Annotated in this window: 33 protein-coding genes and 1 other annotated feature; of the genes, 4 read left to right on the plus strand and 29 right to left on the minus strand. The window is 50.6% G+C overall.

The window, feature by feature from the left end; translation table 11 throughout:
* Positions 1–5: 5 nt before the first annotated feature.
* From yjeM to polA, 22 genes are all read right to left on the minus strand, one after another.
* On the minus strand, positions 6–1,460 hold the full coding sequence (gene yjeM, locus CK797_RS01330; protein ID WP_104688019.1) for a glutamate/gamma-aminobutyrate family transporter YjeM: 1,455 nt from the start codon (positions 1,458–1,460) through the stop codon (positions 6–8).
* A gap of 172 nt (positions 1,461–1,632) precedes the next feature.
* Complete coding sequence (locus CK797_RS01335; protein ID WP_104688020.1) at positions 1,633–3,099, minus strand: HAMP domain-containing histidine kinase; 1,467 nt, start codon at positions 3,097–3,099, stop codon at positions 1,633–1,635.
* A 15-nt stretch (positions 3,100–3,114) separates the two neighbouring features.
* The gene (locus CK797_RS01340; RefSeq protein ID WP_104688021.1) at positions 3,115–3,801 is read right to left on the minus strand and encodes a response regulator transcription factor; all 687 of its coding nucleotides are present in this window, start codon (positions 3,799–3,801) and stop codon (positions 3,115–3,117) included.
* A 208-nt stretch (positions 3,802–4,009) separates the two neighbouring features.
* On the minus strand, positions 4,010–4,189 hold the full coding sequence (gene rpmF, locus CK797_RS01345) for a 50S ribosomal protein L32 (RefSeq protein ID WP_104688022.1): 180 nt from the start codon (positions 4,187–4,189) through the stop codon (positions 4,010–4,012).
* A gap of 52 nt (positions 4,190–4,241) precedes the next feature.
* A complete protein-coding gene (locus CK797_RS01350) occupies positions 4,242–4,796 on the minus strand; it encodes a YceD family protein (RefSeq protein WP_104688023.1) in 555 nt (184 codons plus the stop codon).
* Between the two features lie 87 nt (positions 4,797–4,883).
* On the minus strand, positions 4,884–6,017 hold the full coding sequence (locus CK797_RS01355) for a nucleotidyltransferase (protein ID WP_104688024.1): 1,134 nt from the start codon (positions 6,015–6,017) through the stop codon (positions 4,884–4,886).
* A 10-nt stretch (positions 6,018–6,027) separates the two neighbouring features.
* Positions 6,028–6,768, minus strand: coding sequence for a class I SAM-dependent DNA methyltransferase (locus CK797_RS01360; RefSeq protein ID WP_104688025.1), 741 nt, complete (start codon positions 6,766–6,768; stop codon positions 6,028–6,030).
* Positions 6,768–7,124 (minus strand): ribosome silencing factor, encoded by a 357-nt coding sequence (gene rsfS / locus CK797_RS01365; protein ID WP_104688026.1) that lies wholly within the window; start codon positions 7,122–7,124, stop codon positions 6,768–6,770. The genes CK797_RS01360 and rsfS overlap by 1 nt, the downstream gene beginning before the upstream one ends.
* Positions 7,125–7,742, minus strand: a complete 618-nt coding sequence (gene yqeK / locus CK797_RS01370) for a bis(5'-nucleosyl)-tetraphosphatase (symmetrical) YqeK (RefSeq protein WP_104688027.1) — start codon at positions 7,740–7,742, stop codon at positions 7,125–7,127.
* Positions 7,735–8,379, minus strand: coding sequence for a nicotinate-nucleotide adenylyltransferase (locus tag CK797_RS01375; RefSeq protein WP_104688028.1), 645 nt, complete (start codon positions 8,377–8,379; stop codon positions 7,735–7,737). Before CK797_RS01375 ends, yqeK begins: the two co-directional genes overlap by 8 nt.
* Before the next feature lie 12 nt (positions 8,380–8,391).
* A complete protein-coding gene (yhbY, locus tag CK797_RS01380) occupies positions 8,392–8,703 on the minus strand; it encodes a ribosome assembly RNA-binding protein YhbY (protein WP_104688029.1) in 312 nt (103 codons plus the stop codon).
* Between the two features lie 17 nt (positions 8,704–8,720).
* Complete coding sequence (gene yqeH, locus CK797_RS01385) at positions 8,721–9,839, minus strand: ribosome biogenesis GTPase YqeH (RefSeq protein WP_104688030.1); 1,119 nt, start codon at positions 9,837–9,839, stop codon at positions 8,721–8,723.
* The gene (locus CK797_RS01390; RefSeq protein WP_104688031.1) at positions 9,832–10,368 is read right to left on the minus strand and encodes a YqeG family HAD IIIA-type phosphatase; all 537 of its coding nucleotides are present in this window, start codon (positions 10,366–10,368) and stop codon (positions 9,832–9,834) included. Before CK797_RS01390 ends, yqeH begins: the two co-directional genes overlap by 8 nt.
* A 134-nt stretch (positions 10,369–10,502) precedes the next feature.
* Complete coding sequence (gene rplT, locus CK797_RS01395; protein ID WP_057806726.1) at positions 10,503–10,856, minus strand: 50S ribosomal protein L20; 354 nt, start codon at positions 10,854–10,856, stop codon at positions 10,503–10,505.
* 43 nt (positions 10,857–10,899) lie between these two features.
* The gene (gene rpmI / locus CK797_RS01400; RefSeq protein ID WP_003715352.1) at positions 10,900–11,097 is read right to left on the minus strand and encodes a 50S ribosomal protein L35; all 198 of its coding nucleotides are present in this window, start codon (positions 11,095–11,097) and stop codon (positions 10,900–10,902) included.
* A 22-nt stretch (positions 11,098–11,119) separates the two neighbouring features.
* A complete protein-coding gene (gene infC, locus CK797_RS01405) occupies positions 11,120–11,632 on the minus strand; it encodes a translation initiation factor IF-3 (RefSeq protein WP_104688032.1) in 513 nt (170 codons plus the stop codon).
* 43 nt (positions 11,633–11,675) lie between these two features.
* Positions 11,676–11,809: a sequence feature (ribosomal protein L20 leader region), on the minus strand.
* A gap of 45 nt (positions 11,810–11,854) precedes the next feature.
* Positions 11,855–12,793, minus strand: coding sequence for a primosomal protein DnaI (gene dnaI, locus CK797_RS01410; RefSeq protein WP_104688033.1), 939 nt, complete (start codon positions 12,791–12,793; stop codon positions 11,855–11,857).
* 5 nt (positions 12,794–12,798) lie between these two features.
* Positions 12,799–14,148 carry a DnaD domain protein gene (locus tag CK797_RS01415; RefSeq protein WP_104688094.1) on the minus strand — a complete coding sequence of 450 codons (1,350 nt, stop codon included), beginning with the start codon at positions 14,146–14,148 and terminating at the stop codon, positions 12,799–12,801.
* A gap of 18 nt (positions 14,149–14,166) precedes the next feature.
* Entirely contained in the window at positions 14,167–14,634 is a 468-nt protein-coding gene (gene nrdR, locus CK797_RS01420; protein ID WP_104688034.1) for a transcriptional regulator NrdR, read from the minus strand.
* A gap of 40 nt (positions 14,635–14,674) precedes the next feature.
* Complete coding sequence (gene coaE, locus CK797_RS01425) at positions 14,675–15,277, minus strand: dephospho-CoA kinase (RefSeq protein WP_104688035.1); 603 nt, start codon at positions 15,275–15,277, stop codon at positions 14,675–14,677.
* Entirely contained in the window at positions 15,274–16,113 is an 840-nt protein-coding gene (gene mutM / locus CK797_RS01430; RefSeq protein WP_104688036.1) for a DNA-formamidopyrimidine glycosylase, read from the minus strand. The genes coaE and mutM overlap by 4 nt, the downstream gene beginning before the upstream one ends.
* Positions 16,114–16,127: 14 nt before the next feature.
* Positions 16,128–18,791, minus strand: a complete 2,664-nt coding sequence (polA, locus tag CK797_RS01435; RefSeq protein ID WP_104688037.1) for a DNA polymerase I — start codon at positions 18,789–18,791, stop codon at positions 16,128–16,130.
* A 123-nt stretch (positions 18,792–18,914) separates the two neighbouring features.
* Between polA and CK797_RS01440 the strand changes: the two genes are divergently transcribed.
* Entirely contained in the window at positions 18,915–19,592 is a 678-nt protein-coding gene (locus CK797_RS01440) for a YoaK family protein (protein ID WP_104688038.1), read from the plus strand.
* 38 nt (positions 19,593–19,630) lie between these two features.
* Here CK797_RS01440 and CK797_RS01445 read toward each other — a convergent pair whose 3' ends face one another.
* The 4 genes from CK797_RS01445 to CK797_RS01460 all read right to left on the minus strand — a co-directional run bounded on the left by CK797_RS01445 (position 19,631) and on the right by CK797_RS01460 (position 22,905).
* The gene (locus CK797_RS01445) at positions 19,631–20,344 is read right to left on the minus strand and encodes a Bax inhibitor-1 family protein (protein ID WP_104688039.1); all 714 of its coding nucleotides are present in this window, start codon (positions 20,342–20,344) and stop codon (positions 19,631–19,633) included.
* Positions 20,345–20,440: 96 nt separating this feature from the next.
* Positions 20,441–21,748, minus strand: a complete 1,308-nt coding sequence (murC, locus tag CK797_RS01450) for a UDP-N-acetylmuramate--L-alanine ligase (protein ID WP_104688040.1) — start codon at positions 21,746–21,748, stop codon at positions 20,441–20,443.
* A gap of 124 nt (positions 21,749–21,872) precedes the next feature.
* On the minus strand, positions 21,873–22,517 hold the full coding sequence (ytpR, locus tag CK797_RS01455; RefSeq protein ID WP_104688041.1) for a YtpR family tRNA-binding protein: 645 nt from the start codon (positions 22,515–22,517) through the stop codon (positions 21,873–21,875).
* A gap of 67 nt (positions 22,518–22,584) precedes the next feature.
* On the minus strand, positions 22,585–22,905 hold the full coding sequence (locus CK797_RS01460; protein ID WP_104688042.1) for a thioredoxin family protein: 321 nt from the start codon (positions 22,903–22,905) through the stop codon (positions 22,585–22,587).
* A 170-nt stretch (positions 22,906–23,075) separates the two neighbouring features.
* Between CK797_RS01460 and CK797_RS01465 the strand changes: the two genes are divergently transcribed.
* Positions 23,076–23,411, plus strand: coding sequence for a hypothetical protein (locus tag CK797_RS01465; protein ID WP_104688043.1), 336 nt, complete (start codon positions 23,076–23,078; stop codon positions 23,409–23,411).
* A 43-nt stretch (positions 23,412–23,454) separates the two neighbouring features.
* On the opposite strand, the gene trmB is transcribed toward CK797_RS01465, so the two are convergent.
* From trmB to CK797_RS01480, 3 genes are read right to left on the minus strand one after another with little or no spacing between them, the layout of a single operon-like run.
* Positions 23,455–24,099: a tRNA (guanosine(46)-N7)-methyltransferase TrmB gene (trmB, locus tag CK797_RS01470; RefSeq protein ID WP_104688044.1), complete on the minus strand. Its 645-nt coding sequence runs from the start codon at positions 24,097–24,099 to the stop codon at positions 23,455–23,457.
* 3 nt (positions 24,100–24,102) lie between these two features.
* Entirely contained in the window at positions 24,103–25,317 is a 1,215-nt protein-coding gene (locus CK797_RS01475; RefSeq protein WP_104688045.1) for an ABC transporter permease, read from the minus strand.
* Positions 25,310–26,047, minus strand: a complete 738-nt coding sequence (locus CK797_RS01480) for an ABC transporter ATP-binding protein (protein ID WP_104688046.1) — start codon at positions 26,045–26,047, stop codon at positions 25,310–25,312. The genes CK797_RS01475 and CK797_RS01480 overlap by 8 nt, the downstream gene beginning before the upstream one ends.
* 140 nt (positions 26,048–26,187) lie before the next feature.
* Between CK797_RS01480 and CK797_RS01485 the strand changes: the two genes are divergently transcribed.
* Both CK797_RS01485 and CK797_RS01490 read left to right on the plus strand, forming a co-directional pair.
* Positions 26,188–26,622 carry an HIT family protein gene (locus CK797_RS01485; RefSeq protein ID WP_104688047.1) on the plus strand — a complete coding sequence of 145 codons (435 nt, stop codon included), beginning with the start codon at positions 26,188–26,190 and terminating at the stop codon, positions 26,620–26,622.
* The gene (locus CK797_RS01490; RefSeq protein WP_104688048.1) at positions 26,622–26,840 is read left to right on the plus strand and encodes a hypothetical protein; all 219 of its coding nucleotides are present in this window, start codon (positions 26,622–26,624) and stop codon (positions 26,838–26,840) included. The genes CK797_RS01485 and CK797_RS01490 overlap by 1 nt, the downstream gene beginning before the upstream one ends.
* Positions 26,841–26,865 lie beyond the last annotated feature (25 nt).

The raw sequence follows: 26,865 nt of genomic DNA on the forward strand, positions 1-26,865 counted from the left end.
AAAAGCTAGGCCACAATTCCAAAGAAGATTGGGCCAAATGCCGTCCAGAAGGCCGTCTGCGGATCGTGATCCAGAATTGGCTGGATACAGGTGAAAATAATTCCCAGGCAGACAATGATCTCAACAAAGCCGACCAAAATGTTGGTCCAGAAGCGGTTCTTGAAAACCACAAAGTCATGCGGGATATTCTTCTTCTGAAAGATTGGAAAAGCCCCAACCAAGAAGATGTATGGCGCACAAGCTGAAACATTCACCATATCAGTCAGAATTTGATAGAAGGCATCCGCTGCTGAACCCCCGAAGGAGATCAGAAAGATGATGCAGCAAACAAAGATTGCCTGCATCCACATAGCATAGGCTGGCATTCCATGCTTGTTCAACTTGGTAACCTGAGCCGGCCATAACTTTGGATTAGCCCCCATGATAAAGGACTTGATCGGTGAATACACCAGCAGGAACATAGCCCCGAGCATTCCCATCAATCCAGCCAGAGCAATCATCCGGGTAAAAATATCCCCCAGCAGCAGGTTGACCCCGTGACTAAATCCTAGGGAAACACCCATCATGTAGCCAAGACGGTCAAAGACAACGTAGGTAACATTCCCCAGGTTGACGTTTGGCCGTGCGATGACATGATCGTAGTTGACTGTGAATCCGGTCATCAAAATCATCAAGACGTAGCTGCCAATCGTCAGTAGGGACCCGATCACCAACCCACGCGGAAAGGTGTGCGCTGGGTCTTTCATACTATCGGTAACACCACCCAGGTTCTCCATCCCGCTGTAAGCAAAGATGGCGTAAACGACGAAGGAAATCACTGCAATCGGCGTCTTAAAGGACGGGTTAGGCGATTCAAAGAAGCTGGCAATTCCGTGAATTGGCTGGGCGGTAACTCCCTTGTTGGCGATAATAGCCACCAAACTCGCCAGAATAAAGATCGCGTTCATGGCAATCATGAAAGCACCCCCGAATGAACTGATCTTAGTGATCCCGTTCATCCCCTGCGAACTCAGCAGGGTAACCAGGAGAACAAACAGGATCGCCAGGATCCCGATCAGTTCGGTCGAATTGAAAATCCAGAAGTGCCAATGCTGGGTGGTATCATGCCCAAATATCAGCGCCGAAAGGGTGATCCATAATCGCGAAGCACTCGATACCAGCCAGAGGATCCAGCTGGAAAGCCAGATGAAGGTCCCAATAAAGGCCATTTTTTCACCAATCGACCCGGCTAGCCAGGAATAAATGCCACCTTTGGCATCCTTGAACGCCGACCCGTACTCGGCCATCATCAAACAGCACGGGAAAAAGAAGCATACCCCGGCCAAAATATACCAGAACATCCCCGCGTAGGCCATTTGGGCATAAGCAATGGAGACGTTTCCAAATCCATAGATTGTCGAAATAATCATCAACACCAATGTCGGTGTGGTGATTAATTTTTTCTGTTTGTCAGCCACTATAATTCAACTCCCCCAAGTAAGATACTTTGTTATTTTAAGCAGTTCACTTATATTATAGGCTAACCGTGTCCATTAAAGAACGACCATGAGAAGCTTTTAATCCAAAATGTCTATTAAACAAAAAGAGCCGCAATGATACAGGCATTGCGACTCTTTTTAAAATCTCATAATATTAAAGCGCTTCCGGATCCTCAACAATTGGCAATATGATTCGAAATAGTGAACCAGCTCCCAGGGAACTCTCCAAAGTGATAGAACCATGATATCCCTCAATCAGACGCTTGGCGATTGACAATCCCAACCCATTGCCGCCTTTCTTCCGGCTCCGGGCCTTGTCTACCCGGTAAAAGCGGTCAAAGACCTTGTCGACGTCTTCAGCTGGGATTCCCTCACCGAAATCCTGAATACCAATCTCCACCGTGTTCATTCCACGGGACAGGGAGATGTGGACCTCTTTACGCGCCGTCGAGTACTTGATGGCGTTGTCACAGAGGATCACCAAGACCTGTTCAAGGTGATCCCGGTAGATGTTGGCTGTAATCGGCTCATCCAGGTCATCATCAAGGATGAAGTTGAAGTCCGGGTAGAGCATCTTAAAGTTATTGAAGACCTGGTGGACCACGTCATTAACTACTGTCCGTTGGTTGCGAAAATTAATCTCAACCTGTTCGGCCCGGCTGAGATCCAGCATCTCCTGGACCAGGTTCTTCATCCGCTTTATCTCAATCAAAGAGGCCTTGATCGAGTCGTCCAGGACTTCACGGTCGTCCTTCCCCCACCGTTCCAACATATCCAGGTGACCCTGGATAATGGCAATCGGTGTCCGCAACTCGTGGCTGACGTCACTGACGAACTGGGACTGCTGATCGATATAGCGCTGCATCCGATCCAGCATCTCGTTGAACATCGTGGTCAGCTCGGCCAATTCATCATTGTGGTTAGGCACAGGAACCCGGACATTCTTAGTTGGGTCCTTGCTGATGACCTTAACAGTGTCGTGAATCTCACCAAGTGGCCGTAAAAACAGCAGGGACAAAAAGTAGCCAAGCAACCCGCTGGCTAAGATGACTAGACACATTGCCAGAGTCACCACCAAGCGCAACTGGTTATAGTTCCGATAGTAGGCATTCAGCTTGTTTTCCATCTGAAGATAACCAAGCAGCCGGTGACCATGCTGGGCGTAGATCGGCTCCTGACCGACGATCACCTTGTGGGATGGTCCCTTGACCATGCGTACCTGGCGATACTTGGTGAAGGTCGGCTTAACGACACTCTTTCCGGTGCTCAGGATTGGCCGCTGCTGATGGTCGTAAATGTTGACGATCAGGTGGCCATCACTGAGCTCCTGAATAATCGGCCGCTGGTACTGACTCCCAGTCATTGACCGCCCGTTGTTGGGATCGATCACGGTATTGACATTCTTCTTCGTTAGCGGCTGGTTAATCCGTCCCAGTTGACGACTGATGTTAGTCATCCCCTGATTAAGCAGGGAGCGCTCCTGATTGAAGAGGCTCTGAGTAAATGAACTGAACATCGCCATGGCAACAATGAAAAAGATGATCAAAGAGCCCACGGCCGTCCCGAAGGCCCACTTAAGCTTTAAGGAAATAAAACGGCGGTTGCTTGTTTTTTCCTTCATAATTAACCACGAACCTTACGAACGAATTACGTAACCGGTACCCCGCACGGTCTGGATGTAACTCTTCTCCCCAGGCCGGTCAATCTTGTTGCGCAGATAACGGATGTAGACGTCGACCACATTGGTCTCAACCTTGGAGTCGTAGCCCCAGACCTTGGAAAGCAGCTCCTTACGCGACATGACCACATTGATGTTTTCCATCAAGATTAAGAGCAACTCGTACTCCCGTTTGGTCAGATTGATCACTTCGTCGCCACGCCGAACGACTCGGTTCTCTTTTTCAATCGTCAGATCCTTGTAGTTGACGGTGGTTTGATGTTCCTTATTGTTCCCGTCCTCGATGCTGATCCGCCGCAACAGCGCCCGAACCCGGGCCAGCAGCTCTTCAATAGCAAACGGTTTGACAATGTAATCATCGGCCCCGTGGTCTAAGCCAGAAACCCGATCAATTACGGAGTCCCGAGCTGTCATAATGATAATTGGCGTATCCTTGAGCTCCCGGACCCGCCGTGCCACCTCAATTCCGTTCAGTTCAGGCAGCATCAGGTCAAGAAGAATAACGTCGAAGTCCTGATTGAGGGCGGCCTCCAATCCAGCCCGACCATCAAGCTCCACGTCGGTATCATAACCCTCGTGCTTCAGCTCCATGTCCACAAACTTTGCCAAATTTTCTTCATCTTCAATAATTAAGATTCGACTCATTAATTTCACCTACTAACAATCAATTTAATAACGACCATATTAATAAAACAAAATAATTTTATCACAGTTCTCTAATAAACCCTAGTATTCTTGTCATTAAATTAAGAAAAGTCTATCCAGGAGACGGGCCAGCGCCTAATTATTAAAAATTCTTAAAAATAAAAGATCACCCCAGGTCCGGCGCCTAAAGAGTGATCTTTTGATTAAATTAGTTGTTAGTGTTAACAACCTGCTTGCCGTTGTAGTAGCCGCAGTTAGGGCATACCATGTGGGACTTGCGAAGTTCACCACAGTTTGGGCAAGGAGTTAAGCCAGGGACATTCAACTTGATGTGACCCCGACGCATACGCTTCTTAGTCTTTGAAGTCTTCCGTGCTGGAACAGCCATGTTTGACACCTCCTAGGATTAATATTATCCACAAATGGTTTTTAACCGTCCGCTACTTTTTATCATCCTGATCAGGAAATAATTTTTGGAGTTTCGCGAAACGTGGATCAACTTTCTTATCTTTCTGCTTGCTAGCGGCATAATCATCCTCAGAGATGACGTTCCAGCCCTTGCCAGTAGGCATGGGCTTGCCAGCCTTTTCATCGGCAGAAAGCACTCGTAACGGTACCTGCTCGACAATATTTTCGGCTAACGCGGTATCGAAATCAATCGTCTCACCCCGCTTCAACAAGAAGACAACCTCGTCATCCTCGTATCGGGAAAAGTGGGAACGATCATCAATATACGTCTCCGTAAAGTCAAAGTCAAGTGGTAACTGAACGGGCGTCAATGAACGACTGGAGGGTACCGTCAATGTCGTCATCACGTGCGCACTGATGGTGGCGTCCCCATCGTCATAGGATACATACCCGTCAACCTTGACCGGAGCAACGGCCAGGATAATATCCGGGAATAGTTTAGTCAATGATGCGTTCAGATCAAAAGTACTTTGAATATGAAGTGGTTCATTTTGGTAACGATGTAACTCAGCTAACGACCATTTCATCGTACTAACCTCCTAATGCAACGTATGCAATTATACTAGGCCCACATTTACTTGTCAATGTTTTTTCCTTGACAGCTTGTGGGGCCCTCAATGGATCATGAGCGGCGGATGTTTAAGATCCTGTTCAACCGGAGTGAAATTCTGATAAAGCTTGCCAGCGCGGTAATCAAGGTTGTAGAAGCTATCACGCATCCCCTGACTAATCTTAGTAAAGAGCGGCACTGGCACCTTCTTCTTAACCTGATGAAGATACTCCTGTCCACGCTTTGTAAAGCCCAGAATATGGATGTAAGGCTGGCCAACCCGGTCCGCCACTTCATCCTCGTGTAACTGCAGAGTCGTGTACAGGCACATCCGCAGCAGGTGCGCGTAAGTATAACGCTTGGTCTTCACCCCATGGATGAAGCTATCAAAAGTCAATGACCGCTGAGCAACCTCTTTCATCCGGTGTTCGAGGCCCTCCGCCATCTGGTAGGTCGTCGCCAAATAGTTCAGCGGCGATTGAATCAGCTGATTACGCAGCAGCGGGTAGAGGCTGTCCCAACTGGGAACCCGGTCAACCCTTGCCAGGGCGGTTTGCATCGCCGGTGGTACCGTCGTGGTAAAATCTTCGCTGTTAATCACTGCCTGACGAACCGCACTGGCACTGGCAATTTGACCATGAATCTCCTGATCATGGTAGCCGCTCCCCCGCCGCTGAACCGGGATCAGCTGAATCGGGTAGTTGTTTGCCAATACCGCCTTAGTATAGGCAAAGGCCAGAATATCATTAGGATCACGCAATTCGATCCCCGTTTGAAGCCGGAGTTGCTGGTTGAACTGGGTGGCATAGGTGGCGTTGTACTGGTCAAACTCAGCCCGGTTAAAGTGTTGTTCAGCTGCCACTAAGGCCGCAAAGTCCCAATCCGGATGTTCAGCCCCAAAGGCCACCTGATGGATCTGGAGGGCATTTAGGATTGCCAGGGCCCCTGCCGCAAACCGATGGGCCGGCTGGACGGCATAAAAGACCGGTAGTTCTACCACCAGGTCGACCCCATTTGCTAAGGCAGCTTGGGCCCGGGTCCACTTGTCGACGATCGTCGGCTCCCCCCGCTGGGTAAAGTTTCCGCTCATCACCGCAACTGCTACGTCAGCTCCAGTCTTTTCCCGAGCCTGACGAAGGAAGTAACGGTGACCGTTATGAAAGGGATTATACTCAACTACCATTCCAACTGCCTGCATAACTAATCACCTACCTTCGACAGGAGAAAAACCAGCGCGTCGTCCGCTCATCAGGGGACGACGCACCAAAATCAGCACGCACCATCACGTCGGTGAAGCCGGAATGCTTCAGGGCCGCTGTAATGGTTTCAAGCGAATAACTGCGCTCAAAGTGGGTCTCACTAATCCGCTCGTAGTGCCCATCCGACAGCCGATTAAAGAAGGTCAGGTCATGAATCACCCCATGGGGAACGTCATCATCCTGGTAACTACGCCAGAGAAAGGCCTGCTGGTGATCATCATCTTCGTAGTTGTACATGTATCCCGGGTAGATAACGTCGGTTTGGTAGGGGGTAATCATGTCAAAGAGAAAACGGCCGTCATCCTGAAGGTGTGCCGCTACCTGCCGGAAAGTTGTTTCAATATCATCAATATTTGCTAGGTAGCATAGCGAGTCAGCAAAGCAGGTCACCAGATCATACTGCGGCAAGGCAGATAGGTCGCGCATGTCCGCCGCAACCAAGGTCAGCGAAACTCCGGCCGCGGTTGCGTGCTGGCTGGCCAAGCTCAACATATCGGTCGAGAAGTCGGCCACCGTCACATCCTGCCCCCGCTGAGCCAGCAAGACAGCTAGCCGACCGGCACCACCGGCCAGGTCGAGAATCTGCTGGGCATTGCGGCCACCATTAGCCAGAGTGTAAGCCGCCCACTTCCGGTAGAGTTCGTCGTCAAAGAGCTGGTCGTATAGCTGGGCAAAGGTGTGATAGATCATCAGTCGTTAACCCATTCGTCAACATTGACCAGTGGAGCATCAGACCAAAGCTTTTCCAAATTATAAAAGCTGCGGGTCTCTTCTCTGAAGATGTGAACCACCACATCGCCCAGGTCAATCAGGACCCACTTGGCATGGTTCTTCCCCTCGACACTACCAATGTTGACCTGATTCTCATGGGCCTTCTCAATAATTGCATTGGCAATCGCTTGAACCTGCCGATCGGAACCGCCAGTCATAATGACAAAGTAGTCTGCCATCGGACTGATCTCATCAACTTTCAGTGCAACGATGTCCTCGGCCCGCCGACCATCGGCGGCCTTGACAATCATCTCTAATAATTGTTTGCTTTCCATCTAGTTAATCTTCCCTTCATAAGCCGGTACCCAGGCGTTATAAGTCTCAATCGTCTTGGGGTACACTGGTTTCTCGTTTTCAATCAAATATGCCAGGGTGTGCTTGGTCTGGTAGGCCACTCCGGCCCCGAGGTCCTGGGCTGTAATCAGGCGTGCCTGCTCCACCCCGTCAAAGTCGCGGGCCGGTTCAATATAGTCAGCCATGTAGACCACCTGCTCCAACTTGGTCATCTTGGCCGCGCCAGTAGTGTGGTGGCGGACTGCATTCAGGATGTCCTCATCCCAGATGCCCAGCTCGTCTTTGATCAGTTCCGCGCCTACGATACCATGCCAGATAGCATTACCATAGTTTAACAGATCAGCAGACAATCCTTTAGCGTGAATTTCATCAATGAAGTCCTGATCGGGCCGCTGCTTGGCATAGTCATGGCAGAGTCCTGCAATGCTGGCCTTTTCAACATTGACCCCGTTTTGCTTGGCCAGGGCGATCGCCGTCTGTTCAACCCGCAGAACGTGGTGGAAGCGCTTAGGCTTTAAGGCAGCCTGCAGGCGGTCAACCAGCTGGTCCCGGGTCAGTGGAACATAGTGGTGGGTATACTCAATTGTTTCCTTATTCATGATACAAGTGATGCTCCTTTATAAATGTAGCTACCGCATCGGGGACCATGTACCTAATCGATAGTCCCTGATTAATTCGGCGCCGGATATCCGTCGAACTAATACCGATCAACGGCACGTCCACCCAGATCACCGGGTAGGCTGCTTCATTCTTAGCTCCCGGCCGCCGGACCCCAACAAAATGGAAGCGCGGCAGGCGAACCAGGTCAGCGATCCGATACCATTTAGGAAGGTAGTCCACCATGTCACCACCGATGATGAAGTAGTAGTCAGTGGTCGGGTGCTGCTCAACCAGCTGTTTCATTGTATCGTAAGTGTAGCTGACCCCGCCCCGGTGAAGCTCGCTCTCCTCGATCCCCAGCAATGGGTTATCATGGATAGCCAGCTTGATCATCGCTAAGCGCAGGTCAGCAGCAATTGCCGTCTTCTTATCGACGTGGGGCGGCATTGCATCTGGCATAAAGTCTACCCGATCCAGAGACAAGGAATGACCCACCTGGTCAGCCACCAGAAGATGAGCATTGTGGATCGGATTAAATGTTCCGCCGTATATCCCCACCCGATGACGACGATCCGTCGTGACGGGCGCTGGCTGTACACGGGTCTGGGGACTGGCAAATACTCGACAGCGCTGCATAATCACACTTCCTTAGATTCGTGCTACTCGATCAGACAGGTCACGCAGGTCCTTATTAGCCGAAACCTTAAATAGGACCAACACACGACCAATCGATTGGACCACTTGAATATCCGTATTCTGTTCGATAAAGGCCTTTAGCTCAGCGGTGGTAACATCCGCGTTTTGCAGGATGTTGACCTTGATCAGTTCACGACGGTCTAGAGCGCCATCTAGCTGGGCCAGCCACTGGTCGGTCAGGCCCTCCTTCCCCACAGCAAAAATCGGCTGCAGGTGGTTAGCCTGGGCTCGTAAGAAACGTTTTTGTTTTCCTCGTAATTGCATTATTAAACCTCACTTAATTAAATCATCGCACGACGAACCAGGGCCGCCACGCCCTTCGGTACCCAGGCAGCAACAGTGGTTCCAGCTGGAACAGTAATCCATCCCAGTCCTTCAAAGACAATATCACTCTTTGCGTGAACCCGAAACTCCTCGCGTTCCAACGGCGGGAAGGCGGCCAGGTCAGCCTTTGACGGCGGCGTCAGAAGCTCACCGACGTGTCGCTCATAGAAGCTGTCTGCGTTGCTCAGCTTGGTTCGGTGGATCGTCAGGTTATTGTCAAAGTAGGCCACTAATCCGGCCCGCTCCCCCTTCAGGTAGTCGAAACGGGCGATCCCCCCCAAGAACAGGGTCTGTTCCGGATTCAATTGGTAGGTTCGCGGCTTGATCTCCTTTTGTGGGGCAACCAGTTTTAATGCCTTAGGCGACAAAACATGGGCCATCTGATGGGAATGAATGATCCCTGGAGTATCGATTAGGCGGTGACCATCGTCCAATGGGATCTCGATCTCATCCAGGGTCGTACCTGGAAAGCGGGAGGTGGTGATCAAATCTTGGACCCCGGTTCGCAGTTTAATGATCTGGTTAATCAGAGTCGACTTACCAACGTTGGTGACGCCGACCACATAAACATCCCGGTCGCCCCGGTACTTCTCAATCGTATCCAGGAGGGCGTCAATCTGGTGATTCTTTTTGGCCGATACCAGAACAGTGTCAATTGGCCGCAACCCAGCCTGGTTAGCCTGCTGACGAATCCAGTCACGCAACTTAGGGCGGCGTAATGAGTGCGGAAGAAGATCTTCCTTGTTTCCGACCAGCAGGATCGGATTGTCGCCAACGAAGCGGTGGAGACCCGGAATCAGGCTGCCATTGAAGTCAAAGATATCGACCACGTAGACTATCAGGGCCTTGGCCTGCCCAATCTGGCTCAGCAACTTCAAGAAGTCATCGTCAGACAAGGAAACCGGCGCGATTTCGTTGTAGTGGCGCAAACGAAAACAGCGCTGACAGTATAGTTCATTGGTGGCTAACCCCTTCTCAATTGCTGACTTAGGGGTGTAACCCGGAGCAGTTCGGTCGGTCGATTGGATAACCGCACCACAACCGATACACCGTAGTTGATCGTCTTGTTCACTCATCTTTTGTCAATCCCTCCTGCCATTGCATTTCTGGATATTTCTGCTTCAGCCGTTTTTCCACCAGGTTGTCCATGAAACGGTTAGGCCAGGTGACCCACTTATCCGTACTGATCAGGGGCTGGACCAGGATACTGTAAACCCCGGCTCGGTTAGCCGCGATCACGTCGGTCATCAACTGGTCACCGACCATCACCACCTCGTGACGTTTCAATCCCAGTTTACGCCGGGCCCGGGTGATACCAAAGCTCAGCGGCTTCAGCGCCCGAGAAATAAATGGCAGTTTTAAGCTAGCCGTCGCCCGAGCCACCCGCTGCTTGCTATTGTTGGAAATCACAATCAGGGGGATACCGGCTGCGTGGAGTTCGGCCATCCACTGGCGCAGTGCAGGTGTCCCATCAGGGTTATTCCAGGCAATCAGGGTATTGTCTAAGTCGGAGAAAACGGCCCGGATCCCCCTGGCTTGGAGTTGCTGTGGTGAAACCTGGTAGATGTTTCTCACCATCCAGGTTGGCTTAAATTTTTCTAACAAGATTACACCTCGTTATGCAGTATTAAATTAATTATAGCGATTGTTCAAACGGGTTTCAATTGATCTAACGCCACCCGTCCGATCAAAAAAGCCACCCATCGAATCAAAGGGATGGGTGGCTCAAGTTTTCAATCTTAGTTGAGGGCCTTCTTGGCTTCATCAACGATGGCCGTGAATGCCTTTGGGTCGTTAACAGCCAGGTCAGCCAACATCTTCCGGTTGATGTCGATGTTAGCCAGTTTCAGACCGTGCATCAACTTGCTGTAGCTGATGTTGTTAATCCGAGCAGCTGCGTTGATCCGGGCAATCCAGAGTTCACGGAACTTACGCTTGTTAACCTTCCGATCACGGAAAGCGTAAACGTAACTCTTCATTACCTGGTCCTTAGCAGTCTTGAACAGACGGTGCTTTGAACCCCGGTAACCCTTTGCCAACTTCATGATGCGCTTGCGACGTGCGCGCGTAACAGTTCCACCTTTAACTCGCATGTTGAAATCCTCCTACGTATATATTTATTTAGTCAATTGAAGTTTACTTGAATGGCAGTAACTTCTTGTAACGCTTTACGTTGGACTTGTCCATCATGCTCAAGCCACGTAATTGACGACGTTGCTTCTTGGTCTTACCGTGGAAACGGTGACTGGTAAATGAGTTACCACTCTTGAATCCACCATTAGCGGTACGCTTGAAACGCTTTGCAGCAGCGCGGTTAGTCTTCATCTTTGGCATAACTTATTCCTACCTTCTTAAATTATTTTTTCGCTTTATCAGCAGCTGGGGCGAGCGTCAAGAAGATGCTCCGTCCCTCCATCTTTGGACGTTGGACAACAGTAGCAATGTCTGAAGTTTCTTCAGCCATCCGTTCAATCATGTCACGACCGATATCCTTGTGTGTAATGGCACGGCCACGGAAACGCAACGAAACCCGAACCTTATCGCCCTTTTCGATGAACTTACGAACCCGCTTCAGCTTAACATTGAAGTCGTTCGTATCAATCGATGGACTCAGACGAATTTCCTTAACGGTTACTGTCTTTTGTTTCTTACGAGCTTCACGCTCTTTCTTTTGCATCTCGAAACGGTACTTACCGTAATCCATAATGCGGGCAACAGCTGGCCGGGCCTTTGGTGCAACTAACACCAAATCAAGGTTGGCATCTTCTGCCAATTGAAGTGCTTCACGCTTCGACTTGATCCCTAACTGTTCACCGTTTTGATCAATCAGCCGCACTTCCCGTGCACGAATACCGTTATTGACAATCATATCTTGTGCTATGGCAACGCACCTCCAATTTTATTAGCGAAAGATCAAGCAAAAAAAGCGGGATGCAAACTGCACCCCGCTAAACAGGAGCAGACCTCGTTCGTCTGCTCAATTTCATCTCGTCAGCCCGACGATCCTTATCGCCCAGGCGAGAAGCGGGTGCTTCTGCTTTTTCTTTCAACGTTTACTAGACTACAAAACTATAGACTAAATGTCAAGGGATTATCCCTTCTTCCGCAGATTTTCTCCGTTCATCGTGATCTCTCGGGAGAGAAACCTGATCCGCTCCATAATCCGGGCCGCTTTAACCGGCTCCACGACCCCTTGGTTGTTGATCGCCAGATGCTGCTTCTCAAGCTGATCCATCGAGAAGTTGGAGCTGAAAAAGGTTGGCAATTCTTCCTGCATCCGATACTCAAGAATCACACCGAGGACGTCATCACGAACCCAGGTCGACATGGCGTCAGCACCAATGTCATCCAGCATCAGCACTGGTGCCTTTTTGACCGCATCGATCTTCGTCCCAGCCTCATTGGTACGAATTGAATTCTTCATTTCAACAGCAAAGCTTGGAAAATGAACCATCGTAGTGGCAACGTCGTGCTTGGCCAGTTCATTGGCCGCTGCTGCTAGCAGGTAAGTCTTACCCACCCCAAAACTCCCCGTCAGATAGAGTCCTGGCTGAAAGTGATCCGGCTGATAGTGGTCGATGAAGTCGTTGACGGCGTTATAGGCCAGTACCCGTCCTTCCGTCCCGTTCTGATCATCAAGGTAATAATCATCCAGGGTGGCTTGGCGGATGAACTTCGGCATGTTGATCGAGTTGACCAACTGACGGAGATATTCCTGGTGGCGACGCTCAATCAGCTGCTGGGTCGGTACGTAGGTCACATCAATTTGGCCAGCCACTAGCTGCAACTGAGGCGAGTAGCCAGGGGCCACCGTCGCCTTACCAGCCTTAATCAATTGCTTTTCATGGAAAAACTCATACAGTTTCGATCGGCCCCGCCGGATATTCTCCTGACTTAATTGGTCACGATGCTGGTTTAGAAAATCCCGCACCTCTGGATCTTGATATACCTGTTTCATCAACTGGTCCATGTCGGCCGCGACGTTGCGTCCCTGCATCATTTTCTGAATTGTTTTGTTTAGTGATTCCAAAGCAATCACCTCCCCTTCCGGTTGTTAGCTTGCCGAGCTCGAGCCTTGGCAAGGGCTGACGCTGAAGCTTTCTTGGTCCGGGTAGCCTCATCCTGTTTGCTCCAGTCTGGCATCGTCTCACGAACTTCCATTCGTCGGTAACTACGCTTTCCAGCAGACCGCTTGACCGGACTTTGCTGTCTATCCTGGTTGAACTTCTTCAGCTGAATCAAGGCACTAGCCCCATCGTGGACCCCGGCCCGCAACCAATCATTGGCAATTGCATCCACAAAATTGCCCTTTAAAGTAGCGTTACCGAGGTCAGCAATCACATACCAAGAGAGAACATTAATTACAGACGATGGCAGGCTGCCGTCCTGGATCAAGCGGGTCAGGACGTTGCGCTCGCCTGCAGTAACATAGCCGCCTGTCTGCTCCTTTAGGGCCTGGAGAAAGGCTACTGGGGCATAGTTGTCGGTGCTCTTCAGCAACTGGCGGTCCTTGTTGGTCAGCTGCTTATCATCCGTCGGTATCTGTTTTCTAGGCGTTACTGTCGGGGCAGCTACCCGTTTGTACTTAGCGGCTACCTGCCGCTTGAACTTCTGGGCATCGAAGTGATTGGTTGCTAGGTCCAAAGCCCCCTGAATCTGACGGGCCATCGTCGGCTCATCAATCCCGTAAAGCTGGTGTTCAACCTCAATCAGCTCTCGGTGAGCTGCCAAATCATCACGGGCCACGGGTTGACTCTTCAAGAGGGTCAGCAAGGTTTTCCAGTCAAAGTCAGTACTAGTGGCCACTAGGGAATGCGTTGGTGTGGTAGTAGTTATTACCTGTGCCTTCTTAACAACCGCTGGCACATTTACCAGTTCACGCTGATCAACTTGATAAGTATCCAAGAAATGGTGACTAATGTTTTTTAGGTGGGCCCGATCACTAGTCAACCGGTAACGGTGAGCCCGTTTAACCAAGCGATCAAAAGCTTGCTCGCCGATTGCCTCCAGCAAGAGAACGCTCAGCAGGTTATCATTTAGGAATTTGTCCGGGGTTAAAGTCGACTGAAGCTCGTAAACATAAAGATCTCCCTGGGCATCGTGCTGAAAGTAGGTTGAAACAATCCCCATCCCCTCCAGACGACGCAGGCCCTCACTTAGCTGACTCTGACCAGCATTGACCTGAACCAGCAGTGTCGACTGCAGACGACGGTCGGCAAGGGTCGGTGCGGCGATGAGCTGGCTACGCAGGGCGTAGAAGAGGCTGAAGGCTACCGGCCCCAGTACTGGCTGGTAGAAGTCGGTAAAAGTCCGGTCGCTGAAATTGATAAAGTCGGCCGCGGCGGTCACTAAATAACCCGCTTGCGGATCAAAACTGGCCCTCATCGTCACCGTTCTAACCCCCTACTTTTTCTTGTGTTCATCCTTGACCATCGTTTCCAACTCGCTCATGAAGGCATCCACATCCTTGAACTGCCGGTAGACGCTGGCAAAGCGGATGTAGGCAATCTCGTCAACACCCTTCAGCTCGTTCATCACGAATTTGCCGATGACCTGGCTGGAGACCTCGTTTTCTCCAAGTCCCCGTACCTGTTTCTCTACCTTATCGGTCAGCTTAGTCAGGCGCTCCATGCTCACCGGCCGTTTCTCAGCGGACCGGACAATCCCGTTTAGAATCTTCTGTCGGCTGAATTCCTGCCGGGTGCCATCCTTCTTAATGACTAGCAGTGGCGTCTCCTCATAGCGCTCGAAGGTGGTAAAGCGGAATCCACAGTGGACACATTCACGCCGACGTCGGATGAAGGTACCGTCTTCACTAGGACGGCTATCTACCACCCGTGAACCATTTTTATGACAGTGTGGGCATCGCAAAGCGTTCCCCTCCTTTTGAATAGTTACGTAGTACTTTATTTTACCGCGTGCCCTGCAGGTCTTCAACCAATTGGGCTACCTGACGGCGCGTTTGCTCCAGGCTGCCATCGTTATTAATTACTACATCCGCCCTGGCCATCTTCGTACTTAGAGGAAGCTGGGCAGCAATCCGGGCCTGGGCCGCCGCCTTTGAATAGCCGTTGCGGGCCATCAACCGACACAACTCGGTTATCGGACTCACCCAGACAACCACGACCATGTCGCAGTCCGTGTCATACCCCTCTTCGAACAGAAGCGGTACATCTAGGACAACGTTGGCAACCCCCTGCCGCTTAAAATTAGCGACAGCTTGCCAAATGGCATCTCTAATCAGGGGCTGCATTACCCGGTCGAGTTTGTGACGGGCAGTTGGGTCAGCAAATACCAGCTGTCCCAGCCGTTGCCGATTCAGGTTGCCATCAGGAGCAATAACCCCTTGACCAAAGATGGCCGCTAGCTTGTCCAAGGCTACTGAACCGGGACGCTGGACCTGGCGGGCAACCTGGTCGGCATCGACGATCGGCAGGCCTGCCTGGCGTAGGAGGTTGCTGACGGTCGACTTACCACTGGCGATTCCACCAGTCAAACCAATGATCCTTGTCATTGTTCCTCCTCCCGCAGCGGCTGGCAGTGGGGACAATAGGTGGTCCCGCGCTGGGCCACCTTAATCTTGACCATCTTGGTTCCACAGCGCGGACACCTGTCGCCGCCGTGGCCGTACGCATTAAGCCGATTTTGGAAGCCGCCTGCATCCCCAAAGGCGTTAGTGAAGGTGTGAACCGTCGTCCCCTTGTACCTAATGGCCTGAACCAGCTCCGCGATGATGTTATCGTGGAGAACTTTGATCTGCTGGTCGGTCAACGTATTGGCAGGTTGCTCCGGATTAATCTTGCTCATCCAGAGAACCTCATCAGCGTAAATGTTCCCCAGGCCGGCGACATGGTGCTGGTTGAGGAGGAAAGGTTTGATCTTCCCCCGGCTCTTACGGAGTTCGGTAGCAAAGAAGTCCAACTTAAACGCTTCCGGTGTCGGCTCCGGCCCAATTGTCTTGAGCCCACCGACTTGCATCTCATCTCCCGTCTGCACCAGAGTCATCCGACCGAACTTGCGGGTATCGTGATAGCAGAGCTCAGTGCCGTCCGTGAACTGAAAGACAACATGGGTGTGCTTATCAATCGGCCCACCGACCGGCTGACTAAAGTACTGCCCCTCCATACGCAGGTGGGAGACCATTGTTAAATTGTTGCTGAACCGAAAGAGCAGGTACTTGCCCCGTCGGTCAATATCCTCAATCGTCTGGCCGATCAGGGCCTGGCGAAACTCCTCGACATCATTAGTGATGGTTTTACCGTAGTAGACATCAATAGCATTAATCTTACGTCCCTTAGCGATCTTCAGTAAACCGCGCCGGACAGTTTCCACTTCTGGTAATTCTGGCAATTTGAACTACTCCCTTACTTCTTAAGATCATACCAAGTATCACCGAACTTACTGTCCACCTTCAGCGGGACATCCAGCTTAACGGCCGAATCCATCACCTTAGGTACCAGTTTTTGCAACACCGGGATTTCTTCCTTGGGGGCCTCAAAGACTAGTTCGTCATGGATCTGAAGAAGCATTTTAGCCTGAAGGTGACGTTTCTCAAGCTCATGCTGCATCCGAATCATGGCAATCTTAATGATATCGGCCGCACTCCCCTGAATTGGGGTATTCATCGCTGTTCGTTCCGCAAACGACCGCCGGCTAAAGCTCTTCGCATTAATGTCTGGCAGGTAGCGCCGCCGGTGGGTGATTGTCTCCACGTAGCCATGCTCCTTGGCATAGGCCACCGTATCATGAATGTACTTCTCAACACCCGGAAACTCATGGAAGTAGTTCTGAATAAACTCATGGGCCTGAGAACGACTGACGTGGATCCGCTGAGCCAGCCCGTAATCACTGATTCCGTAAACAATACCGAAGTTTACCGCCTTGGCTCGCCGCCGCATGTTCGGGTCAATCTTGGCATCAGCTGGCAGGTGGAAGATCCGCCGGGCCGTGCTGGCGTGGATGTCCTCACCATTTTTGAAGTCCTCCTGAAGGTTCTTGTCTCCCGTGATGTGAGCTAATACCCGCAGTTCCACTTGAGAATAATCTGAAGAGAAGATTTGCCAGCCCTCATGACTCGGTACAAATGCTCGCCGGATCTGCCGCCCCTCTGGCAGGCGCACCGGAATGTTCTGCAGGTTCGGGTCAACCGAAGATAGGCGCCCGGTCTGGGTAAGAGTCTGCAAGTAACGGGTGTGAATCTTCTGGTCACTGGAGTGGATCACCTTAAGCAATCCCGTAATATAGGTCGACTGAAGCTTGGCAATCTGCCGGTACTCCAAGATCTGGGCAACAATTGGCGATTGGTCAGCCAGCTTTTCAAGGACGTCGACTGCGGTGGAGTAACCGGTCTTAGTCTTCTTGATGACCGGCAGCTTCAGTTTCTCAAAAAGAATGTGGCCGAGTTGCTTGGTGGAGTTGATGTTGAACTCTTCACCAGCCTCCGTATAGATCTGACTCTCAATCTCGGCCAGGCGCTCCTTGAGCTTGCTTCCCATATTTTTGAGGGTCTGGGCATCAACGTGGACGCCAGTCATCTCCATTGCGGCCAGAACCCGGGTCAACGGCAGCTCAATATCGGTGTAAAGTGGCATCTGCTGGTTCTCTTCGAGCTGATCGTAGAGGGGCTGACGAAGGTCCATGATCGCCCGGGCTTTATTGGCTAGATGGGTGAAAAAGATATCATTGTCATCGGGCACCGCCCGCTTGACCCCTTTGCCATAAACTTCCTCGTCAGTCTGAACATTGTGATAATCGTGTTCACCAGCCACCTTGCCCAAGTCGTTACTATTATCGTTAGTGTTGAGCAAGTAAGAGGCCAACAGCAGGTCGAAGTCAACACCGGTCAGGCTAATCCCCAGCCGGTGCAGGCCGACGATCTGACCCTTGGCATTGAAGACATTTTTCTTTATCGACGGGTCCTCCAGCAGGTCCTTGAGCGGCGCCTGCATTAAAAGTTCAGCATCACGGCTAACTAGCCAGTGATGGCCATCGCCGATCACGAAACCGGCAAATGGCGACATGTGGTAATTAGCCTCGGGCATCTCCAGGTAGAAGCTGACCGGCCCTTGGAGCGTGCCAACCTGCTGGGCCAGTTGTTCGGCCGTCAACTCAGTGTATTCAATCGGGGCCATCGCCGATTCACGGTCTTCGGGGTCAATATTCATCTTTTTCAAAAATGACTTAAAATCCATCTGCTGGTAGAAATCGATCAATTCCTCGGTTTGCTCCCCCTGGTAGGCAAGATCCGCTAAACTAACCTTGATTGGGGCGTCACGTAGAATCGTTGCCAGAGTTTTGCACTCACGGGCAATTGCTTCTTCCTCGACCAAGTGCTCCTTCATCTTGCTCTTTTTGAGTTCGTCGATGTGATCATAGAGGCCTTCAATAGAGCCAAACTGCTTGACCAGGCGCAAGGCGGTCTTCTCGCCAATTTTGGTGACTCCCGGGTAGTTATCTGAACTATCACCCATCAAGGCCTTCATATCAATGATCTGAGCTGGGGTGATGCCTAGTTTCTCTTCGACATGAGCCGGGGTGTAGTGTTCAGTCTCAGTAACTCCCTTATGGGTCACCGCCACCGTGGTATGATCGCTGGCCAGCTGGGTCAGATCCCGGTCCCCAGTCACGATCAGGGTCGTATAGCCAGCATCATCCGCCTCCTTGGCCAGGGTACCGATAATGTCGTCAGCCTCGTAGTTAGGAAGCTCGTAACTATGCAGGCCAGCTGCCTTGACAAGCTGGCGCACATAGGGCAGCTGTTCGATCAGTTCCTCGGGAGTCTTGTTCCGGCCACCCTTGTAGTCACTGTACATTTTGGTACGGAAGGTCACCTTGCCGGCGTCAAAGGCTACCAGGGCTGCATCCGGGTGGAAGTTGCCCAACACGTGATCCAGCATCAACTTAAAGCCATAAATAGCCGCCGTGTGCAGGCCATTCTTATTGGTAAACTTGTCAATCTGACTGTGCATGGCAAAGAACGCCCGGAAGACGATGCTGTTACCATCAATCAATAGCAATTGTTTTGTCATTTAATTCCCGCCCTTCTTTTTCTAGAAATAATTGTACCAAAGATTAGCAGTGACGGTTAATTTCCCGATCGGTCTTATCTGGAATATAATAAATAGCGATTATTATATTAAGGACTGATTCATATGCATAACCTCATCGACCAGCATCCCCTGGCTGAGGCGCGGCTATTCGCTGTTGCCCTCACCTTCTGCGGAGGCTTCACTGACGCCTTTACCTACATTCAGTGCAACCACACCCTAGCGGCGGCTCAAACAGGAAACATTGTCTTTCTAAGTGCTGCTTTGGCTAATCATAATCTGCTTGGCGTGGTCGATCGCCTCGCTTCACTAATTGCCTTCATTATTGGGTTAGCAGTCGTCAGTATTTTTCATGCTCATATTACCCATTACTGGCGCGTTTTCTGCCTAATTCCAATTCTGATCATTGGTGTTATCGTCGGCGGCTTACCAGCAAGCTTTCCGACCTACATCAGCGTCCCAGCAATCTCGTTTGGCCTTGCCATGCAAAACGCCGCTTTCAGCAAGATTGCTGGACTCGGCTACAGCAACGTCTTCACTAGCGGCAACATCAAGAAGTCGGTGGTTGCCTGGAGTGAATACTATTTCCACCACGATCAGCACCAACGTCAGCCCGCCATAGATTACAGCGCGATCGTCGTCAGCTTCACCCTCGGTGCGATTGTTTCTGCACAAGTTCAACCATTTCTGCACATGAAGACGATCTGGGTGGCTGTGCTGATCATCCTTATCATTAACGTCACCTACTACCTCAAGAAGTGGTTAATTGAGGGACAAAAATAAAAGCCAAACCAGGAAGAATCCTAGTTTGGCTTTCTTATTTAGTCGCGATTGCTCATACCAAAAATCTGCAGGAATGAGATGAAAAGGTTGATGAAATCGAGGTAGAGTTGGAGGGCTCCCACGATCGCCAACCCGGTCAGCGTGTTTTGATCGCTGTAATTCATGTAAATCTGCTTCATCTTCTGGGCATCCCAGGCTGTCAGCACAACGAAGATGATAACAGCGATAAAGGAGAAGATATAAGTGATGGCTGGACTGTGCAGAAACATGTTAACGATCCAGGCGATCATCAATGCCACCAGAGCCGCCATGGCATGGGCACCAAACCGACTCAAGTCACGCTTGGTGACCGTCCCATAGATGGCCATCGTAGCAAAGACCGCGGCGGATGAAACAAAGGCGGCCGCAATGTCAGCCCCCGTGTAGACACCAGCAATCAGGGCAAATTCAACCCCGTAAATGATCGCCGTCAGCATCAGCATGATAAATCCCCCAGCCGGATTGCGAGTTGCACTAAAGCTAACCCCCATCGACAAGGCAATTGGTAGCAACAGAATGATCCAGACCATCGCCGGGTGTTGGCCAAAGAAGCTCATCACCTGGGCACGAAAGACTGTCATTGTCAGATAGGCACTCAGCGCTGAGACGAGGACAGCCAGGGTCATGTTCCCGTACATCCGGGTCAGAAAACGGTTCAGGCCCGCGGCGTCGGTCACAACCCGCCGGCCAGTACCACCAGAAAAGTTATCCATCAGATAATCCCTCTTTCTTATTTAATTATGAAAAGTCTAAACACCTTTAACATAGCACAAAGGCGGCTACAATCACTACTATTTTATTCGTTAATCTTACTTATTAAGAATTTCTTTATACTTATCTTCGTACTTCTCAATGTCACCGGCCCCCATGAAGATCACCACGGCATTGTGATACTGGGCCAGCTTATCCATCGTATCCATGTCGATCCCCTCGCTGCCTGGAATCTTGGCTTCCAGGTCGGCACTGGAGATGTTCCCCTTATTTTCCCGAATGGAACCGAAAATCGGAGTGACGTAAACTTTGTCGGCCCGGCTGAGTGAGCTGGCAAAGCCATCAATATAAGCAGCCAGCCGGGAATAAGTATGTGGCTGAAAGACGGCAATAACTTGTTTATCCGGGTACTTCTGGCGGGCAGCGTCAATCGTTGCCTTGATTTCACTTGGGTGGTGAGCATAATCATCGATCATCTTGTCATCAGCCACGTCGGTTTCGCTGAAGCGCCGCTTGACACCAGTGAAATTGGCCAGCTCCTTCTTGATGTCAGCCATGTCGATGTGTTCCATGTAGGCCACTGCCAGAACCGCCAGACTGTTTAAGACGCTGTGTTCACCATAGAGGTGGATGGTAAAAGTGCCCAGTTTCTGGTCACGGAAGTAGGCATCGTAGGTTGAGCCAGCCGGTGTCCGTTGAATATTCTCTGCCCGGAAATCATCATTTTCACCAGTCCCATAGTAGTAAATCGGCACATCGACATCAAGTTTATGAAGGTTAGCATCATCACCCCAGGCAAAGATGGCTTTCTTAACCTGCCGGCCGTAAGTTTCAAAGGACTGGCGAACATCGTCAATATTCTTGAAGTAGTCTGGGTGGTCGAAGTCAATATTGGTCATAATGGCATAATCTGGGTGGTAGGCCAGGAAGTGGTCACGATATTCGTCAGCCTCAAAGACGAAGAAGCGGTCTTGGGCATCCCCTTTACCAACTCCGTCACCAATCAGGTAGCTGGTCGGTTCCACAGCATCCAACACATGGGCTAGTAGAGCCGTCGTGCTGGTCTTGCCGTGCGCCCCAGCGATCCCGATGCTAGTGTGATTGGCTACCTCATTTTCTACCGCTGCCGGATAGGACATGATCTTGAGACCAAGCTCATGAGCCCGCTTGATCTCCGGGTGGTCATCGTCAAAGGCGTTTCCCTGGATGATCGTCATTCCCGGCTTGATGTTGGCCGGGTCAAACGGCAAGATCTTAATTCCCGCCTTCAGTAGGGGCCCCTGGGTGAAGGTTTCCTTCTCGATATCGGATCCCAGCACTGTATTCCCCTTATCATGCAAGATCCGGGCCAGCGAGGCCATTCCGGTTCCCTTGATTCCAACAAAATAATATGTTTGCTTTTCCATCAATCCAGTTTCCTTTCAGCTTTTATGCAATTAATTTAAAAGTTATTGAGGGGCCAGTTCCCCAGTCCCTCAATAAATAATATAGCATTCTAGTATTTTGGCAATAGCTTTCACCAAGAATTAACTATTTTGCTGGAAAGTATGTGTTAGCCCGGTCAAAATCAACCGCTTCGCCAACTGCTTGCCAGTCGTCAGGGATGATCCACAGTCCCTTTTCATCTGGAGCATTCTTCAGGTGCAGTTCACGGAAACCGCACAGCATACCATCACTCTCTACCCCCATCAGGGCGCCAGGCCAGATAATCTTGCCATCCGGCATCATAGCACCAGGGCGGGCCACAACAACCTTGATCCCCGCCTTAACATTTGGTGAACCACAGACAATCTGGACAGTCTGGTCATTACCGATCCGGGTCTGGGTAATCTTCAAGTGATCTGACTTTGGGTGATCCTCCAGCTTCTCTACATAGCCGACAACGAACTTAGGTGTGGTATCAGCTGTCAGCTGCTGGGTAAAGCCTGCCGCCGTCAGCTTGGCATTGAGTTTTGCCACCTGGTCCGTACTCAAGAAGACTTGGCCATTTTGGTTCTTTAGTTCGGGCAGGATCGTGCTGGCCGCCAGGAAATTATAGCCCAGCAGTTGACCCTTGGTATTGGTAATTTGGGCTACCCCATCATTGACCGTGCTGGTCTGATCGCCATCATCAGGGGCCGTAATGACGACTAAGATGTCGCTCATTTCCTTCGGGTTGTAACTTGAAATTAACATCGAATGTTCCTTTCCAATTTGAATTTGGGATCATCAAAAGATGACGGTCCCGTACCGCCATCTTATTTTACTTCAAATTGCGCAAAAAATCTTCCACTTGTTGCCTGCTTTTCCGATCTTTGCTGACGAAGCGGCCAATTTCAACCCCATCCTGGTAGACGACAAAGCTTGGAATCCCAAAAATGTTAAGGTCGGCAGCCAGGTCGATATTTTCATCCCGATCAACCAGGAAGAAATGTGCATCACTAAACTCCTGCTCAATGGCGGGCATCGCCGGCTTGATGGCCTGACAATCTGGACACCAATCGGCAGTAAAGAAGAGAACATAGCGACCATCCTGCACCTTTTTGATAAGTTTATCCTTACGCATTACCGGTAATTTTTCCATCCTAATTCCTCCATCATTTTTCACTAATTATATCACCGCTTCTGGGTCGGACCAGGAAATTACCTGGTCCAGCCAATTTGTTTTTATCCATAACGGTATGGTAAAATAAATGCGTCGTCTTAAATTACCCAATCTCCAAATAATTCAAGAAAGAAGTAATTTAATCTAAAATGAACGATTCAAACAATACAGCTAACCCCTGGATCGTCCCGATTACCCTCGGGGCTTCCGGGCTTGCCGGCTTCATTGCGGGTAAGCTCTTTGGCAATCGGCCAATGTCCGCGCGGCGAATCTTGCGAATGGTTCGCAACGATTTTGCCCGTGAAGGTCAGATTGCCGGGAGTTGGATCGACCACCATCCGGTACCGTTTCAGCGCTTTGCTGTTAAGACGAGTGCCTACCAGGGTGGCCTGACCCGCCGCGAAGACGAGGAGCTAATTAATTATGAGTTCAAGGCTGACGCCTATACTGGTAGCCTGTTGGAACTCAAACGAATTGAAGACTAACTAAAAATGGCTGATAAGGAATCCCTCATCAGCCATTTTTCTATTATTCAAAATGAGCGGTCAGCTTGTAAATTGGCTGACCCTTAGCCGCAAACTTCTGCTCGTACTCAGTCTCGACGTTGTGCTCACCCTCTTCACTGTTATGAAGGTCAAGCCAGACACCATCAAAGTGCATTCCAAAGTTATTCATGCTCTGTAGAGAGAATTCAAAAAATCCCATGTTATCAGTCTTCAGTTCAATTGCTCCCTGGGCCTTTAAGATCTCCTGATAACTAGCCAGGAAGGTCTTGTAGGTCAGCCGCCGCTTGGTATGACGCTTCTTTGGCCACGGATCGGAGAAGTTCAGATACAGTTGGTCAATCTCGTGAGGTTCAAAGAACGTGTTGAGATCTTCACCGTCCCCGCAAATCAGCTGCAGGTTCGGCAGCGGATTCTCGCTTAAGGCTTTCTTTAAGGCAATCGCTGCTACTGTCCGTTGAATCTCCAGGCCGATGAAGTTGAATTCCGGATGAGCCTTGGCCATTCCAATGATGAACTGGCCTTTCCCCATTCCAACTTCCAGGTGGATTGGCTGCGGCTTAGCAAAGCGTTGCTGCCACTTGCCTTTCCAGTCAGCGGCATTTGTAATCATCATTTCTGGATGGGCCGTAATCAATGGATCGGCCCACTTCTTATGTTTAACACGCATAATTTAAATTTCCTCACTTAATTTCTTAATTCGGGCCCGGAAATAAAACCGGGTAAGCAATACTACTTCAACAACGGCCAGAACCAGATTAATCAGGAACTGCCGCCAGTTTAATTCGATCCCGAGACTGGCCAAAACAATCAGCAAGGCCACCAGAGTAGTCACGCTGACCAAGAGTCGTGAAAAATCGGCCTGCCGCTGGGCAACAGTCACCGGATAGAGGTGGGTGAAGACGTTGCCGTCAAACTGGTCAAACAGCGGCATCAACTGGGTCGCTATCAAATAGATAAACAAAACCACCAGAACGGTATTGAGCCAGGTGATCGGCACCAAGAAGACCACCACCATCGCCAGCAGAGTCAGCCGGATAATGATCCCGCTAATATCGGTGTTGCGTAGCAGGCCGCGAGCATAGAGGTATGCCCAGGGATGCCCAGGGGCCGTCAGTAAACGGATCAACCCATTAGCCCAGGCCCGCCGTTTGACATTGCCTTGGACCTTTGGCACGTCGGTAAAGAGGTTGAAGAAACGGTAGACACTGTACATCCGGTCGTCTTCCGTCTTAACCGCCATCTGCCAGTCGATCATCAGCTTGGCTGGGTGGAAGAGACAGGTCGTCGCCACCATGATAACAATCCCGAGGGCCGCACCAGCCAGTGGATTAACAAGCCAGGTGACCACGGCGATAACCAGGGGAATTCCCCACTGGAACAAGCGCAGCCACGATCGTTGCCGAACCCACTGCTGGCTGACCATCCCCTGAGCCAGCTGTAGCCAGCTGGCCTTTGCTAAGACAGCAGACAGAATAGCAGCTACAATGGCCACTGTTGTCATTTTCTCGGTTGTCAGAGCAAAAGGCAGGGCAACAAAAGTCCCCGCCAGGGTCATCAGCTCACCCAGGATCAGGCTATAACGACCAGCTTGACGCAGGTAGCGTTGCATGTGTCCAACCTGAGGCAGAAGAAAGACCGGGTCTGGCCGCTCCACGAGGGTCGCCAACCGACCAACCTGGGCCAGGGCGGTGAACCATGCCACCAGTAGCCAGCGGCTCCACCAAAGCTGTGGACCGAGTTGGGGCAGCCACTGCGCATAGCCATATGCCAAGGCCCCAAACAGGAAGAAGAGGGCAATGACAAAGTGGTCGTTGAATACCAGCCGCCAGTACTTCAACAGGAGCATGAAGTGACGCTGGCGCCGCTTATTAAACAGATTATTCATGATGACCATCCCTTGCTAAATGGAGATAGATCTCATCCAATGATTCGTTTGGCCGATCACCGAGCTTACGTAACTCATCAAGAGTACCGCGGGCCCGGACCCTTCCGTCAGCCAGCAGAACGAAACGGTCACAGTAACGCTGAGCGGTATCAAGAACGTGGGTCGACATCAAAACCGCCACCCCATTCTCCTTCTTACGTTCAATCAGGTTTAACAGGTCATGCACAGCCAGTGGATCCAGGCCATAGAAGGGCTCGTCGACAATCAGAAGCTTGGCGTTAGTCATGAAGGCGCAGCAAATCATCACCTTCTGCTTCATCCCCTTGGAGAAGTTAGCCGGAAACCAGTCCAGTTTGTTATCAAGTCGAAAAGTCTTCAGAAGCCGGTGAGCTCGCTGCCATGCCTGGTCATGATCTAAACCATAAGCATCCATCGTCAACTCCAGATGTTCCTTTAGTGTCAGTTCATCATAGAGGATCGGCGTCTCGGGAACATAGGCGATCTGTTGCTTGTACTTCTCCGGCTCATCCTGGATGCTGAGCCCGTTCAGCGTAATCTTCCCGGAAAACGGTCGCAGAATGCCGATCACGTGATTGAGCGTTGTTGACTTACCGGCCCCGTTCAGCCCAATCAGCCCGACAAGTTCACCGGGTTGGACATCCAAACTGACGTCCTTCAGCACAGGGAGCTGGGAGTAGCCCCCAACCAGGTTCTTAATCTCAAGTGCCATTATTGTCGCGATCCCTTCTTTTTTATATTAAAATTTCTTCAGCATTTAATTATAACATACCAGATTATCCTCTCCGCAGTGAAGAAAGACGTATTTTAAGTTATACTAGGAGATAGTAAACCAAAAGGAGGGTGTACATCATGACCGATTGTATCTTTTGTAAAATTATTGCTGGTGAAATTCCAAGCTACACCGTCTACGAAGACGACGTAGTCAAGGCTTTCCTAGACATCTCGCAGGGCACCCCGGGTCATACCCTGGTTGTTCCTAAGAAGCACGTTCCTGACCTCTTTGCCTACGATCAGGACCTCGCTAGCGCCGTCTTCTCCCGACTACCAAAAATTGCCCGGGCAATCAAGGAGTCTAATCCGGCCATCAAGGGGATGAACGTGGTCAACAACAACGGCAAGGTGGCCTACCAGTCCGTCTTCCACTCCCACATTCACCTTATCCCACGTTACACTGATAACGATGACTTCAAGATGATCTTCAAGGATAACTCCGGCAACTACAATGACGAAAAGTACCGGCAGATCCAACAGGCCATCAAGGACCAAATGGAAGATGAACAATAATGCTGAATGAAATCAGAGAAATGATCACGATGGTCAAGAAAATCCAGAGCCAGTTCACCACGCTGCAGGGCAATATCCAGCAGCTACAGCAGGCGTTAAACGGAGTTGACCACTTCATCGAAGGGGTCAACAAAGACGTCGCCAAGTGGCAATTCAAAAATGCCCCCCGTCTGGCGCGGATTCAAAAGATCATGACACGCTTAGACGAACGTAAATAAAAAATTGCCAAGCACCGTTTTACAC

Origin of the sequence: Limosilactobacillus pontis (assembly GCF_002940945.1) — a bacterium.
Lineage (GTDB): Bacteria > Bacillota > Bacilli > Lactobacillales > Lactobacillaceae > Limosilactobacillus > Limosilactobacillus pontis_A.

What these genes read in the sequence shown, in the direction of transcription:
- CK797_RS01445 (WP_104688039.1), bottom strand. Translation starts at nt 20,344, where the DNA reads ATGGATAACTTTTCTGGTGGTACTGGCCGGCGGGTTGTGACCGACGCC.
- CK797_RS01485 (WP_104688047.1), top strand. Translation starts at nt 26,188, where the DNA reads ATGACCGATTGTATCTTTTGTAAAATTATTGCTGGTGAAATTCCAAGC.
- CK797_RS01360 (WP_104688025.1), bottom strand. Translation starts at nt 6,768, where the DNA reads ATGATCTATCACACCTTTGCCCAGCTATACGACCAGCTCTTTGACGAC.
- CK797_RS01375 (WP_104688028.1), bottom strand. Translation starts at nt 8,379, where the DNA reads ATGCAGCGCTGTCGAGTATTTGCCAGTCCCCAGACCCGTGTACAGCCA.
- CK797_RS01335 (WP_104688020.1), bottom strand. Translation starts at nt 3,099, where the DNA reads ATGAAGGAAAAAACAAGCAACCGCCGTTTTATTTCCTTAAAGCTTAAG.
- yhbY (WP_104688029.1), bottom strand. Translation starts at nt 8,703, where the DNA reads ATGCAATTACGAGGAAAACAAAAACGTTTCTTACGAGCCCAGGCTAAC.
- CK797_RS01490 (WP_104688048.1), top strand. Translation starts at nt 26,622, where the DNA reads ATGCTGAATGAAATCAGAGAAATGATCACGATGGTCAAGAAAATCCAG.
- CK797_RS01460 (WP_104688042.1), bottom strand. Translation starts at nt 22,905, where the DNA reads ATGGAAAAATTACCGGTAATGCGTAAGGATAAACTTATCAAAAAGGTG.
- ytpR (WP_104688041.1), bottom strand. Translation starts at nt 22,517, where the DNA reads ATGTTAATTTCAAGTTACAACCCGAAGGAAATGAGCGACATCTTAGTC.
- coaE (WP_104688035.1), bottom strand. Translation starts at nt 15,277, where the DNA reads ATGACAAGGATCATTGGTTTGACTGGTGGAATCGCCAGTGGTAAGTCG.
- rplT (WP_057806726.1), bottom strand. Translation starts at nt 10,856, where the DNA reads ATGCGAGTTAAAGGTGGAACTGTTACGCGCGCACGTCGCAAGCGCATC.
- CK797_RS01475 (WP_104688045.1), bottom strand. Translation starts at nt 25,317, where the DNA reads ATGAATAATCTGTTTAATAAGCGGCGCCAGCGTCACTTCATGCTCCTG.
- rsfS (WP_104688026.1), bottom strand. Translation starts at nt 7,124, where the DNA reads ATGGAAAGCAAACAATTATTAGAGATGATTGTCAAGGCCGCCGATGGT.
- CK797_RS01440 (WP_104688038.1), top strand. Translation starts at nt 18,915, where the DNA reads ATGCATAACCTCATCGACCAGCATCCCCTGGCTGAGGCGCGGCTATTC.
- CK797_RS01340 (WP_104688021.1), bottom strand. Translation starts at nt 3,801, where the DNA reads ATGAGTCGAATCTTAATTATTGAAGATGAAGAAAATTTGGCAAAGTTT.
- rpmI (WP_003715352.1), bottom strand. Translation starts at nt 11,097, where the DNA reads ATGCCAAAGATGAAGACTAACCGCGCTGCTGCAAAGCGTTTCAAGCGT.
- trmB (WP_104688044.1), bottom strand. Translation starts at nt 24,099, where the DNA reads ATGCGTGTTAAACATAAGAAGTGGGCCGATCCATTGATTACGGCCCAT.
- infC (WP_104688032.1), bottom strand. Translation starts at nt 11,632, where the DNA reads ATGATTGTCAATAACGGTATTCGTGCACGGGAAGTGCGGCTGATTGAT.
- CK797_RS01355 (WP_104688024.1), bottom strand. Translation starts at nt 6,017, where the DNA reads ATGCAGGCAGTTGGAATGGTAGTTGAGTATAATCCCTTTCATAACGGT.
- CK797_RS01415 (WP_104688094.1), bottom strand. Translation starts at nt 14,148, where the DNA reads ATGAGGGCCAGTTTTGATCCGCAAGCGGGTTATTTAGTGACCGCCGCG.
- CK797_RS01350 (WP_104688023.1), bottom strand. Translation starts at nt 4,796, where the DNA reads ATGAAATGGTCGTTAGCTGAGTTACATCGTTACCAAAATGAACCACTT.
- CK797_RS01480 (WP_104688046.1), bottom strand. Translation starts at nt 26,047, where the DNA reads ATGGCACTTGAGATTAAGAACCTGGTTGGGGGCTACTCCCAGCTCCCT.
- polA (WP_104688037.1), bottom strand. Translation starts at nt 18,791, where the DNA reads ATGACAAAACAATTGCTATTGATTGATGGTAACAGCATCGTCTTCCGG.
- murC (WP_104688040.1), bottom strand. Translation starts at nt 21,748, where the DNA reads ATGGAAAAGCAAACATATTATTTTGTTGGAATCAAGGGAACCGGAATG.
- yqeK (WP_104688027.1), bottom strand. Translation starts at nt 7,742, where the DNA reads ATGAATAAGGAAACAATTGAGTATACCCACCACTATGTTCCACTGACC.
- yqeH (WP_104688030.1), bottom strand. Translation starts at nt 9,839, where the DNA reads ATGAGTGAACAAGACGATCAACTACGGTGTATCGGTTGTGGTGCGGTT.
- rpmF (WP_104688022.1), bottom strand. Translation starts at nt 4,189, where the DNA reads ATGGCTGTTCCAGCACGGAAGACTTCAAAGACTAAGAAGCGTATGCGT.
- CK797_RS01465 (WP_104688043.1), top strand. Translation starts at nt 23,076, where the DNA reads ATGAACGATTCAAACAATACAGCTAACCCCTGGATCGTCCCGATTACC.